This window comes from Bacillus cereus group sp. BcHK124 (assembly GCF_027712065.1).
Classification (GTDB): Bacteria; Bacillota; Bacilli; order Bacillales; family Bacillaceae_G; genus Bacillus_A; species Bacillus_A pacificus.
On sequence record NZ_JAQFPJ010000014.1, the window covers coordinates 87370 to 100365 of the forward strand.

Sequence of the window (12996 nt, forward strand, 5' to 3'; positions counted from 1 at the left end):
AGAGCTCCTGTTTTTTTATATATGAAATGTATTTGCTTTATTCAATATTTCTTTCGCATCTATAGGCAATAAAGAAAGTGTATCTTCTCCTTCCAAAGTTACACAATCTTTGACAATATGAAATCCAAGCGCATAGCCAAGCATCTTTGGATAAGAATGAAATCCATTTAATAAGATGTCGTGCTCCCTTGTTCCTCGCTTTATACTTATTCTTTCATGTACAACATTTTTCCAATAATATATAGCCTCTTCTTTTGAAAGATACGTCGTCCACGGTGCATTGTTTTTTTCTGAATATCTTTCCGTTACCGCTTGCTCAGCCAAACCTTCCATAATCATCGTATCAAGTAATGTATATTCCGTTTCTTTCGTCTCAATTTGATGTAACCTGCATATGTGATGATATTCATGCGCTAGTAACACTTTTAATTCTTCCACCGAATTCCGTCCACATACAAATAAGAAAATAACGTGACGCATAGATAATCCAGCCCTGCCGTTATACTCTTCTTGTACCGTTCGATTATAGGAATCTGATAATAAAATAAAGACAGGGACATCTGGACCTTTTAGCCAATCTTTCAGCTTCTCATACTCCGCACGTAACTCTTTCCAAACTTCCTTTTTCTCTAACTCTTTAATTTCTCGTTCTCCTCGCATAACGGGGCGATACATACCTTTAGAAATTAAAAAGCGATACAATCTTTCTTTTGGCAGCGGGATATACTTCGTAAATTTCTCACACAGCTTTTCTGGCCGTCCGTAATATAGATGTAACCACTCAGCAGTTTCAACAACCCCCATCTTTATCCCTCCTTTTTCTTATGTATATGCAAAAGGAGAAAAAGGCGTAAAAATAAATAAGGAGTTTTTTCGCAATATGTTACGAAAAAACTCCTTATTTCATCTATTATTTATACGCTTTAAATACTAATACTGCGTTATGACCACCGAATCCTAATGAATTACTTAACACTGCGTTTACTTCTTGATGTCTCGCTTGATTCGGTACGTAATCTAAGTCACATTCTGGATCTGGTGTCTCATAGTTAATTGTTGGAGGAATTACTCCATCTGTAATTGATTTAATAGAGAAAATCGCTTCAACAGCACCAGCTGCCCCTAATAAGTGACCTGTCATTGATTTCGTTGAGCTGATCGCTACTTTATACGCATGCTCACCGAACGTTTCTTTAATTGCCATCGTTTCATACTTTTCATTCGCATCCGTACTTGTACCATGCGCATTAATGTAATCAATATCTTCTGGCTGTAGACCTGCATCTGCTAAAGCTTGACGCATTGCGCGCACGCCGCCTTCACCGCCAGGAGCCGGCATTGTAATATGGAATGCATCACCAGTTGCACCGTAACCAGCGATTTCTGCATAAATGTGAGCACCACGAGCTAATGCGTGCTCTAATTCTTCAAGAATTAAAATACCCGAACCTTCACCCATTACGAAACCGCTACGGTTTTTATCGAATGGACGGCAAGCTGTTGCTGGATCTTCATTGAATGTTAATGCTTTCGCTGAGCTAAATCCTGCGAATGCCATACTTGTTAACGGCGCCTCTGCTCCGCCTGTAATCATTGCATCAGCATCACCTCGCTGAATCGCTTTAAACGCATCACCAATTGAGTTTGCACCAGATGCACAAGCCGTTACAGAACAAGTGTTAATTCCTTTTGCTCCTGTTGCGATTGATACTTGGCCTGCTGCCATATCTGGAATCATCATCGGTACGAAGAATGGGCTCACGCGGCGCGGACCTTTCTCAGTAAAAATCTTAAATTGTTCTTCGTATGTTTCCATACCGCCAATACCAGAACCAATCCATACACCAATTCGAGGTCCGTTTTCTTCTGTAATCTCAAGCTTTGCATCTGCAACTGCCATTTTCGCTGCTGCTACTGCATATTGTGTAAAGCGATCCATACGGCGCGCTTCTTTTTTATCAATATATTTCTCGACTTCAAAGTCGTTAATTTCTGCTGCTACTTTTGCTGGAAATAGTTCCGGATCAATTCTTGTAAGTCGTCCGATTCCAGATACACCTTTTTTAATGTTTTCCCACGCTGTTTCAACATCTGTACCGACCGGTGTAACAGCTCCTAGTCCTGTAATTACGACCCTCTTTTTTTCCATACAAAATACACTCCTTTTTTCTCTCAGTCCTTATTTACCCCAACGAAGAGCGACTGCTCCCCACGTTAATCCGCCGCCAAAACCAACAAGTATAATTAAATCACCATCTTGAATACGTCCGTTTTGCAATTCCTCTACCATCGCAATCGGAATGGAAGAAGCTGATGTATTACCGAACTTCTCAATTGTCATACTCATTTTTTCTTGTGGTAAATTTAATCTCTCTCTTGCAGATTCCATAATACGAATGTTCGCTTGATGCGGTACTAAGAAATCCACATCTTCTTTCGTAAGACCTGCTTTATCTAAAACGCGAAGACAAGAATCCCCAAGTTGACGAACGGCAAATTTAAAGACTTCTCTGCCATTCATCATAACATACTCGTCTTGATAAAGATGCTTACCGCCACTTCCGTCCGCTCCTAATTCGAAAGATAGAACACCTTTACCTTCTGAAACAGCTCCCATTACGATCGCACCGGCTCCGTCTCCAAATAGTACTGCTGTATTTCGATCGTTCCAGTCTACAATTTTAGATAGTTTATCACTACCAACTACTAGTATATTTTTATAAGTTCCCGTTTGAATAAATTGCTGCGCTGTAATCATTCCGTACATAAAACCAGCACACGCTGCACTTAAATCCATTGCAGCTGCATGTTTTGCGCCAATCGCTTCTTGAATAACACAAGCTACTGCTGGAAAAGCACGATCTGGCGTTACTGTGGCTACTAAAATAAGATCGATATCCTCTCCGCTAATCCCTGCATCTTCAAGTGCTTTTTTAGAAGCCTCTACGGCCATATATGAAGTATCTATTGTATCATCGGCAATGCGTCTTTCCGCAATCCCTGTTCTCGTACGAATCCATTCATCGGATGTATCCATTATTTTCTCTAAATCGTGATTTGTGACTACTTTTTCTGGCACATATCTTCCGATCCCTAAAATGCCCACGTTCACATCGCAGCCCTCCGTTTTATATCAATTATTATGACTTGGTACTAATTTTAAAACATAAATGTATTTTTGTCTAGAATATATTTCAGCTAAAACATAAAGCTAACGCATTATTCACCTTATTGTTCATGAAAAGAAACGGAAACATACCTTTCCCTATTCTTTCGAAATATAAAAAGGCCCGAACCGCTTCTACTTACGGTTCGGGCCTTTCTTCCGTCTAAAAAAATGCTTTTATTCTTTATCTGCTTTCCCGAGCTCATATGCTTCGTTCATAACTTTCATCAATAACTCTAATACTGGTTGAGCTTTCTCCATATCAAGCGCAATTCCATTATCATCTAAAATGGCCTTAGCTTCTGGTAAATGCTTCATTGCGATTTGTAAAAATTGCATGCTTTTCTCATTCATATTACGTTCTTCCTCTCCATTAAAACTTTCACATACATAGTGTAACACGCTCTCTATCCTTCGTATAACTCTTTATATTTTTTCATATGTGCCAATTGTTTATTTAAACCGTATTCTAACGGAGTATTTCTTTTTATTGAAATATCCTCGGCCGCTCCATCTCTTTCTTCCGCATTCTCTTTATTCACTTTATCCTCTGCACGTAAAAGGTTCATACCTTTTTTCCATAATGATTTTTTGCCACTAAGTAAATTATATATACCGAGATGCTCCTCGTTCATTCCATTTTCCCATAAGTATTCACATACATCTTCAACGTACAGTAGATCACTTCCGTTTTCCTCACTCACATAATGGCACTCTTTCTCACCCAGTTCTGATAACATGAGCTGATGATACATCATAAAAGATGGTTGCCATGGACCATATAATGTAGGAACTCGAAATACACTATATTGTACCTCTCCTTTTTTCAATCCTTCTTCCACTTTCGAAAATAAACGTTTATTTTCGGACTCATCTGCGTTTCCTACTTCAATAGAAGAAATTAGATTTAACTTCACTTTATGTTCTTCACACAGTCTTATCATTCGCTTTAAATACTGTAATATAACTCTTTCATTTCGAAAGCCCCTTTGTTGATTTGGTTCATACAGACAAAAGTAAACGGCATCAAATTTCTCTTCCTCTACGGATCTCCATCCGTCTTCATCTCTTATCGAATAATACGTAAATAACGCATTTCGCCCAATTAACAATAACTTCTCTTCATTAATTTTTGTCATACTATCAAATTCATCAAAATCAAGACCATATACTTCTACTTCTTCTGCAATCATTTTATTCACAAGGTGATAACCTACAAACGTAAGTGCACCTATAATTAGCACGCGTTCCATACCACCAGCCCTTTCCCCTTGAAACAAATAGCTCCTCATTTATGTATATGGGAGCTTCACAATTCTTCTTCATATTTTTTAAAGAAATCAGTCGTTTGCCTAACCATTTTATATTTCACATCTTGCAGATGGAATAAGACAGAAGTATCGCATTGGTTCAATTGCCTCATTTTCTCGTATTTACGTAGCAGCTGTTTTCTTCCTCTTTTTTCTTGTGTTGATACAAAAATTTTAACAGGTACACAAGACGGAAGAAGCGTAAATGATTTCTTATTTATTTTCGCTTCTAATTCTTCTTCTTTAGCATCATACGCCAAACTTAATTCCTTCAAGAGTCTCTTGTAAAAAAATTTATGCTCTTTCTCAAACTCCACATATTCTGGTAAATCTAAACACGGATTTAACATAATGACAGAACGTATACATTCAGGGTATTTGTTCATCATTTCAAGCGCAACAAGTGCCCCCATACCATCTGCCATAATGTGCATTTTTGCATTTAATGTCTCTTTTCTCAACACAACGTCATATAGACGTTTCGCTAGACGAACAGATTGGTCGTTTCCCCAATGTCTTCCGTATAAATTAGAAGAAAAGACCGTATAGCCTTCCTCAATAAGGCCATGTAAAAAATAAGATCTACCTGTATGCTGTGTCCATAAACTTGTACCATTCTCAATAAAGTAGTTGTAATCACCAAGAAGCATGACAGAAAATCCATTTGGCTTCTCTGGTAAATAAATAACGCATGGTTCTTTTTCTAAGTAAAAAAAACGTTCCGTAATACTCATTTTTCCCCCGCCTTATTTTCTAAACGTATAAAAGTACTCTTTTATAATGTATGAACGGAATGCAAATTTGCGTTGAAAAATCTACAAATATTTTTCTATATTCTTTTTTCAATTGTGTTACAATAAGGACAGATTGAACGAATAGAGGTGTAAAATATGCGTTTCATTTGGGCATTAATTTGGTCGTTCTTGCTTGTACATATGATGAGCTACGTAATCGGCTCTATGACTGGCGGTACATACGATTTTAACCAAGCGTCTATTTTCTCAGTTGTTCTTGCGGTATTCGTACTAGCAATTTCAGCTGCAATTCCAAACGAACCAGTAGAACAACACTAAAAAAAGAGTCCGGATTTTATCCGAACTCTTTTTTACATGGATAAAAATCCTTTATTATCCTTTAACGGTTAAATAACTAATATAAGGACAAAAAGCACTATTCTCTTATTAAAAAAGACTATATCGTAATATAAAGGAGTAATGTTATTAATTTCAAAGATTATAAGATTTGCAATATTTACGGCCAGCAAATGTGGCATAATCAAGCTATAATTATCGGTAACAAAAAAGGATTAGAACAATTAAGGGATATGATTGATGTAGCATTAACTGAAAATCAAAGTGAAGATATTTTCTATCCAACCGATTTTGAAGGATACGAATTGAAAATTATTTGTCTAGAAGATGAAAAAACATTGGAGCACTTAGCTTTGCCCTACCACGATGAAAATTACTACACTCAAACCGATAATGAAGTTGCACCAGAGTCTATAAACAATAAAAAAAGCACTTAAGAGTGCTTTTTTTAATAGACTGTGGAGAAATCCTCCTCCACAACCTATTTTCATTTCACATGAACAACTAACTCGTTATTTTCTACATCAACCACTACATGACTATTGTCAGTAATCGTACCTGCAATTAATTCTCTCGCTAATTTCGTCTCAACTTGACGCTGTACATATCTTTTTAATGGACGGGCTCCGTACATCGGATCGAAGCCAGCTTCGACAACAAACTCTTTCGCTGCGTCTGTTAATTCTACCGTAATGTGACGGTCAGCTAAACGACCTTGTAATTCTTTTACAATTTTATCAACAATACCTTTAATTTCATTCGTTGTAAGAGGTTTGAATAAAATAATTTCGTCGACACGGTTTAAAAACTCTGGTCGGAAATGTCCTCTTAATTGTCCCATTACAAGCTCTCTTGATTCCTCTTTAATGGAGCCATCATCTTCTAATCCATCTAATAAATGAGCAGATCCAATATTTGAAGTCATAATAATAACTGTGTTTTTAAAGTCTACTGTACGTCCTTGCGAATCTGTAATGCGACCGTCATCTAACATTTGTAATAAAATGTTGAATACTTCTGGATGTGCTTTTTCGATTTCGTCTAATAAAATAACCGAATACGGTTTACGTCTTACCGCTTCTGTTAATTGACCGCCCTCTTCATATCCAACATATCCAGGAGGCGCACCAATTAAGCGTGACACAGCGTGTTTCTCCATATACTCAGACATATCAATACGAATCATTTGTTCTTCACTATCGAATAATGACTGCGCTAACGTTTTTGCAAGTTCTGTTTTACCAACACCAGTAGGTCCTAAGAAAATGAAGGAACCAATCGGACGGTTCGGGTCTTTGATACCTGCGCGCGCACGAAGAACTGCGTCTGATACTAAGCTTACCGCTTCCTCTTGTCCGATGACACGCTCTGATAAAATTTGCTCTAATCGTAATAATTTCTCACGTTCACCTTCAACGAGTTTTGCGACAGGAATACCAGTCCAGCGTGAAACAATATCAGCAATCTCTTCTTCACTTACTTCCTCACGTAATAAACGATTTTCTTGTTTATTATGCGCGCCCATTTCTTCTGCTTCTTTTAACTCTTTTTCAATTGCAGGAATTTTTCCGTGGCGAAGTTCCGCTGCTCTATTTAAATCGTAATTACCTTCTGCTTCTTCTAATTCACGGCGCAGACGCTCTAAATGTTCACGTAAGTCACGAACTTTGTGAATATCTTCTTTTTCTTTCTCCCATTTGGCTCTCATACCACTTGCAACTTCTTTTAAATCCGATAATTCACGTTGCAACGTTTTTAGACGTTCTTGGCTACCAAAGTCCTTTTCTTTTCCAAGAGCCGCTTCTTCAATTTCTAGCTGCATAATGCGGCGCGTTACTTCATCTAATTCTGTCGGCATAGAATCGATTTCTGTACGAATTGTTGCACACGCTTCATCGACAAGATCAATTGCTTTATCTGGTAAGAAACGGTCCGAAATATATCGATCTGATAAAACTGATGCTGCTACAATCGCGCGGTCATGAATATTTACACCGTGATAAATTTCAAAGCGCTCTTTTAAACCACGTAAAATGGAAATTGTATCTTCAACAGTTGGTTCTTCTGCTAATACTTGTTGGAAACGTCTTTCTAGCGCTGGATCTTTCTCAATATATTTACGATATTCATCTAACGTCGTCGCCCCGATACAATGCAGTTCACCACGCGCAAGCATCGGTTTTAACATATTTCCTGCATCCATTGCGCCTTCTGTTTTACCAGCGCCGACGATTGTGTGAAGTTCATCAATGAATAGTAAAATACGACCTTCACTCTTTTTAATTTCATTTAATACAGCTTGGAGACGCTCCTCAAACTCACCGCGGAATTTCGCTCCAGCTACAAGCGCACTCATATCTAATGCAAAAATTGTTCTATCTTTTAATCCTTCAGGTACATCCTTTTTCACAATACGCTGTGCTAACCCTTCAACAATTGCTGTTTTACCAACACCTGGTTCACCAATTAAAACTGGGTTGTTTTTCGTTTTACGTGAAAGAATGCGGATTACGCGGCGAATTTCACTATCGCGGCCGATAACAGGGTCAATTTTCCCCGCTCTTACTTCCGCCACTAAATCACGACCATATTTTTCTAACGCTTCATAAGTTGCTTCTGGATTTTGACTAGTCACTCTTTGATTCCCCCGAACTGTCATTAAAGACTGTAATAAGTTATCTTTCGTAATATGAAATCTTGTAAATAATTGGTTTATATCGCCTTTTTCTTCAGTAAAAGCAAGTAATACATGTTCAACTGAAATGTAATCATCTTGCAATTTTTCTGCTTCTTTTCCTGCTCTTACAAGCAGTTGTTGCAAAGCACCTGTTATATATAATTTACCTGCTTCTGCACCGCTTCCCGTTACAGAGGGCTTTTTCTTAATTAAACCTTCAGCACCTTGTTTTAACGCTTCTATATCGACATTCATTTTTTGAAAAATACGTACTGCTAGCCCATCTTGCTCTTCTAATAATGTAAACAAGAGATGAACAGTATCTACTTCTTGATGATGATGAGATACCGCTAAAGATTGAGCACTCATAATCGCCTCTTGTGTTTTTGTTGTCATTTGATTTAAGTCCATCTTTACAGTCCTCCAAATGTTTGACTTTCTTTGACCTTTGATTTGATTATACGCCAACTGACTTTTTTATACAATAATTTTGATTATGTATTTTCAAACTTATTATTAGAAAAAGAAAAAGGGAGCATGCATGATACGACTGAAAAATATACGGTAAATGAAATTAAAATGAATGACGACAAAAAAGCCGCAATAATAATTGCGGCTTCTTTTACGGTTTTCTTTTATATGTCCACTGGCGGTTATGATTTGTGTTATCTGGAAACTTTTCACCAGCAGTTAATTTTACCATTTGCGGATCTTTCACCATACTTCCCGTTTCACCAATTTCTACGTAAATGCCATCATTCGGCGCTTTTTGTCCAGAACGAAACCTACGATTTTGCCCCATTTCCATTCTCCTTCCATGACGTCTTTGCCTCATTAGTATATCCATTTTAAAAGAAAGCTTGTCTGTCATGTTTAGGAAACAAGTACTACATTTCATTCTTGTACATATACATGAATGACACAAGCTTAAAGCAGGGATTTCTTCCCTATTTGTAGAAAAAAAAGAAACCAACCTACTATAGGCCAGTTTCAAAGGAGAGTCAAACATATACGAGAAGATTACATGTTCATTATAAGCCTCATCCTACGAACAATGTAACCCTTTTCACAATTTGTCCATAATGAAAGAAACATTGTTTGAACTTTCTAAAAAGATGTTGACTTTTCTTAATTTCCAGCGAGAAATAGTAGACACCGTAACACTTTGCGACGTAAGATGGATATATAGTGAAGTTTCCATCTTTGGTGGTCTCACCCAGCTTAACCTCTTATTTCTGCATATTAAAACGGAAATACAGATAGAAACAAAAATAAATTATTATAAGAGGTGAAATTATGAACAAACAGCATTTAATCGCACTAGACTTAGACGGCACTTTATTAACAGACAACAAAATAATTTCCACTCGAACGAAACATACAATTGCAAAAGCAAAGGAACAAGGACATATTGTCGTTATTTCAACAGGACGTCCATTCCGCGCTAGTTATGATTACTATAAAGAACTTGGTTTAAATACACCAATCGTAAACTTTAATGGCGCTTACGTACATCACCCTCTTGATTCAAAGTGGGGCACACATCACTCTCCTCTTGAGCTAGCAACAGCGCAAGAAATTGTCCGAGCTTGCTTTGATTTTGGCGTAAAAAATATATACGCTGAAGTAATGGATGATGTGTATGTTCGTGAAATTGATGAAGATAAAAAACATATTTTTGAATTCGGTTCTCCAAACATTTTTACAGGAGACTTATTAAATATTTTAAACGATCATCCAACTTGCTTATTAATTGACGCACATGACGAGCATTCCAGTGCAATTCGTCAACATTTAACTGATATGCATGCTGAAGTAATTGACCATAGAAAATGGGGCGCACCTTGGCCGATTATTGAAATTGTAAAAAGCGGATTAAATAAAGCCGTTGGACTACAAAAAATTTCTAGTCATTACAACATTCCACAAGAGCGAATTATCGCTTTCGGTGATGAAGATAACGACTTTGAAATGATTGAATTTGCTGGTCACGGCATCGCAATGGGAAATGCCATCCCTGAATTAAAATCGCTCGCAAACCATACGACGCTAACGAACGAAGAAGATGGCATTGCACTATATTTAGAAGAGGTTCTTGGGTTGTAATCTAAAAATTCCCTGCTTATAGTTTCTCGCCAAACGCTCATACTATCATTAGACGCAAAAGTTAGCGCGTCGATTGTTTTCAGCTAAATAAAGGGGGTTTTTCGAATGGGTAAAAAGAATAAATCAAAACGTTTTATCCAACAAGGAGCCGATGCTGTTATGAAGCATGATGCAAGATTCCCGTACCGAGGTACATTAGCTGAGGCAGAAAAAGCGAGAAGTAACTCTTCTTTTGGAGGGGTCTAAATGGGGAACTTACTATTTCAACAAGCTAGAGATGCTGTTGCAAATGCCGTATCTTGTTCAAGCGGTGCCGAGCAACAAGATCTCGTATATAGAGCCAAAAACGCTTTGCACTCTGCATACGCAAACTCTTCAACAGCTGAAAAAGCTCAGCTACGTGAAATGCAAGAGCAGTTGCAAAACATTACGAATGCACATTAAAAAAGAGGACCAGCTTTGGTCCTCTTTAATCTTTTCGAAACAATCCGAACACCCCAACCGTTTGCAGTACGTTTGTAAATGCACCTGGGTCCACTTGTTTAATAACCCTCTCTAATTCGTACAGTTCGTAACGAGTAATAACAATCATTAACATTTCCTTATTTTCATTCGTATAAGCACCAGTTGCTGGTATAGTTGTAATCCCCCTCACTAAGCGTGAGTGAATCGCCTTTCGTACATCCGCCCCATTCTTCGTAACGATTAACGCCGTAATCTTCACATGACGCGTATGAATTGCATCGATGATTCGCGTTGACACATACAAAGTCACTAAAGTATATAATGCTTTTTCCCATCCATACACATAGCCGGCAGCGATAATGATCAGTGCATTAAAGAAGAAAAAATACGTACCGACAGGCTTGTCTTTAATCTTTGATAAAATCATGGCGATTATATCTAAACCACCTGTAGAAGCCCCCCACTTCAACGCAATCCCTACCCCGATTGCTGAAATAAGCCCACCAAAAATCGCATTTAATATGATGTCGTTTGAAACTGCTCTAACTGGGATAATTTCTAAAAACATAGTCATAAAGATAACGCAAAGAAAACTAAAGAAAGTAAAGGCCTTTCCAACCTTTTTCCAGGCTAAAATAACGACTGGAATGTTAAACAAGCTAAATAATACCCCGGTTGATATGTGAATAGATAAAAAATCACCTAATATTTGTGATAGCAATTGAGACAATCCAGCAAAGCCACTTGCATACACTTTCGCTGGCGTTAAAAATAAATTCATTCCAATCGCATTTAACAAACCTGCGACGATTACAACGATTAACTTCTTTATAAGTTCGGTATAATTCAACTTCAAATCCATTTCCAATCCACCTTCATTATTCATGAGTACACTGCTATACATAGTCTTTACGAAAAAGGAAATGATAAACGTACAACGTTTAGAAATGGAGTTGATACATATGCCACATACGAGTGATAACGACAAAAAAGCACGCGATAATAATGCAAAACGCGCGCAAAAAAATGAGCAAGAACAAAAGAATATAGAACAAGGTAAGCGTGCCTATTCTAAAAAGACTGATCACCTTTGATTCCATCGTACACCGACAATATTGTTGGTGTACTTTTTTTACAGTTTACAGGGAAAAAACATTAAAAATTCACTTCATGTTCACTTCTATATTCTACAATAGCGATAACATATTCGGATGAGGTGTTAGCATGAGAGGGAAACACATTTTCATTATTACTGCACTACTAAGTATATTAATGCTATCTGCTTGTGGACAAAAAAACGACTCAGATACAGTCGCTACAGCAACAGACTCAACCATTACGAAGAGCGACTTCGAAAAACAGTTAAAAGATCGTTACGGAAAAGACATGCTGTACGAAATGATGGCGCAAGACGTTATCACGAAAAAATATAAAGTATCTGACGATGATGTAGATAAAGAATTACAAAAAGCGAAAAATCAATACGGAGACCAATTTAAAAACGTATTGAAAAACAATGGTTTAAAAGATGAAGCTGATTTCAAAAATCAAATTAAGTTCAAACTTGCTATGAATGAAGCGATTAAGAAAAGTATTACAGAAAAAGACGTGAAAGACCACTATAAACCTGAAATTAAAGCAAGCCATATTTTAGTAAGTGACGAAAATGAAGCGAAAGAAATAAAGAAAAAATTAGATGCTGGTGCTTCATTTGAAGAACTAGCAAAACAAGAATCGCAAGACCTACTATCAAAAGAGAAAGGCGGAGACCTTGGATACTTCAATTCAGGTAGAATGGCACCTGAATTTGAAACTGCTGCCTATAAACTAAAGGTCGGACAAATTAGCAATCCCGTTGCATCACCAAACGGTTATCATATTATTAAATTAACTGATAAAAAAGCTTTAAAGCCTTATGATGAAGTGAAAGACTCTATTCGCAAAAACTTAGAAGAAGAACGTATCTCTGACCCTATATTCGGCAAAAAACTATTGCAAAATGAATTAAAAAAAGCAAATATTAAAATAAACGATAGTGAGTTGAAAGATACGTTCACTCTTGTACATGAGCAAGGGAATTAAAAAAGCACCACCTTATAGGTAATGAACTGTACCCCGAATCATGGACACTTAAAAAAAGCCCCATGATTCGGGGTTTTTGTGTATTTTTATCAAAAAACC

General features: G+C 37.2%; 16 protein-coding genes. 7 read left to right on the plus strand and 9 right to left on the minus strand.

The window, feature by feature from the left end:
- Positions 1-15 precede the first annotated feature (15 nt).
- From PDK19_RS19210 to PDK19_RS19235, 6 genes are all read right to left on the minus strand, one after another.
- A complete protein-coding gene (locus PDK19_RS19210) occupies positions 16-804 on the minus strand; it encodes a DUF2268 domain-containing protein (RefSeq protein WP_000539320.1) in 789 nt (262 codons plus the stop codon).
- Between the two features lie 106 nt (positions 805-910).
- On the minus strand, positions 911-2149 hold the full coding sequence (fabF, locus tag PDK19_RS19215; RefSeq protein WP_000412655.1) for a beta-ketoacyl-ACP synthase II: 1239 nt from the start codon (positions 2147-2149) through the stop codon (positions 911-913).
- Between the two features lie 30 nt (positions 2150-2179).
- Positions 2180-3112 (minus strand): beta-ketoacyl-ACP synthase III, encoded by a 933-nt coding sequence (gene fabH / locus PDK19_RS19220; RefSeq protein ID WP_001100536.1) that lies wholly within the window; start codon positions 3110-3112, stop codon positions 2180-2182.
- 231 nt (positions 3113-3343) lie between these two features.
- On the minus strand, positions 3344-3520 hold the full coding sequence (locus tag PDK19_RS19225) for a ComZ family protein (protein WP_001986215.1): 177 nt from the start codon (positions 3518-3520) through the stop codon (positions 3344-3346).
- A 53-nt stretch (positions 3521-3573) separates the two neighbouring features.
- Positions 3574-4446, minus strand: a complete 873-nt coding sequence (locus PDK19_RS19230; protein ID WP_000486158.1) for an NAD-dependent epimerase/dehydratase family protein — start codon at positions 4444-4446, stop codon at positions 3574-3576.
- Between the two features lie 29 nt (positions 4447-4475).
- The gene (locus PDK19_RS19235) at positions 4476-5210 is read right to left on the minus strand and encodes a hydrolase (protein ID WP_000028715.1); all 735 of its coding nucleotides are present in this window, start codon (positions 5208-5210) and stop codon (positions 4476-4478) included.
- Between the two features lie 156 nt (positions 5211-5366).
- Between PDK19_RS19235 and PDK19_RS19240 the strand changes: the two genes are divergently transcribed.
- Positions 5367-5549: a YjzD family protein gene (locus PDK19_RS19240; protein ID WP_001211115.1), complete on the plus strand. Its 183-nt coding sequence runs from the start codon at positions 5367-5369 to the stop codon at positions 5547-5549.
- 191 nt (positions 5550-5740) lie between these two features.
- On the plus strand, positions 5741-6004 hold the full coding sequence (locus PDK19_RS19245; RefSeq protein ID WP_000264678.1) for a hypothetical protein: 264 nt from the start codon (positions 5741-5743) through the stop codon (positions 6002-6004).
- Positions 6005-6054: 50 nt separating this feature from the next.
- Here the strand turns inward: PDK19_RS19245 and clpB are convergent, their stop codons facing one another.
- Both clpB and PDK19_RS19255 read right to left on the minus strand, forming a co-directional pair.
- On the minus strand, positions 6055-8655 hold the full coding sequence (gene clpB, locus PDK19_RS19250; RefSeq protein WP_000365370.1) for an ATP-dependent chaperone ClpB: 2601 nt from the start codon (positions 8653-8655) through the stop codon (positions 6055-6057).
- 211 nt (positions 8656-8866) lie between these two features.
- On the minus strand, positions 8867-9046 hold the full coding sequence (locus PDK19_RS19255; RefSeq protein ID WP_000531421.1) for a YjzC family protein: 180 nt from the start codon (positions 9044-9046) through the stop codon (positions 8867-8869).
- A gap of 494 nt (positions 9047-9540) precedes the next feature.
- Between PDK19_RS19255 and PDK19_RS19260 the strand changes: the two genes are divergently transcribed.
- From PDK19_RS19260 to PDK19_RS19270, 3 genes are all read left to right on the plus strand, one after another.
- Positions 9541-10350: a Cof-type HAD-IIB family hydrolase gene (locus PDK19_RS19260; RefSeq protein WP_001041235.1), complete on the plus strand. Its 810-nt coding sequence runs from the start codon at positions 9541-9543 to the stop codon at positions 10348-10350.
- A 105-nt stretch (positions 10351-10455) separates the two neighbouring features.
- Positions 10456-10596, plus strand: a complete 141-nt coding sequence (locus PDK19_RS19265; RefSeq protein ID WP_000516816.1) for a hypothetical protein — start codon at positions 10456-10458, stop codon at positions 10594-10596.
- Entirely contained in the window at positions 10597-10794 is a 198-nt protein-coding gene (locus tag PDK19_RS19270; RefSeq protein ID WP_000527391.1) for a DUF3813 domain-containing protein, read from the plus strand.
- Between the two features lie 25 nt (positions 10795-10819).
- Here the strand turns inward: PDK19_RS19270 and PDK19_RS19275 are convergent, their stop codons facing one another.
- Entirely contained in the window at positions 10820-11677 is an 858-nt protein-coding gene (locus tag PDK19_RS19275) for a YitT family protein (RefSeq protein WP_000364453.1), read from the minus strand.
- Between the two features lie 100 nt (positions 11678-11777).
- Here PDK19_RS19275 and PDK19_RS19280 point away from each other — a divergent pair, with 100 nt between their 5' ends.
- The gene (locus tag PDK19_RS19280; protein ID WP_001120845.1) at positions 11778-11909 is read left to right on the plus strand and encodes a DUF3941 domain-containing protein; all 132 of its coding nucleotides are present in this window, start codon (positions 11778-11780) and stop codon (positions 11907-11909) included.
- A 130-nt stretch (positions 11910-12039) separates the two neighbouring features.
- On the plus strand, positions 12040-12897 hold the full coding sequence (prsA, locus tag PDK19_RS19285; protein ID WP_001214227.1) for a peptidylprolyl isomerase PrsA: 858 nt from the start codon (positions 12040-12042) through the stop codon (positions 12895-12897).
- Positions 12898-12996 lie beyond the last annotated feature (99 nt).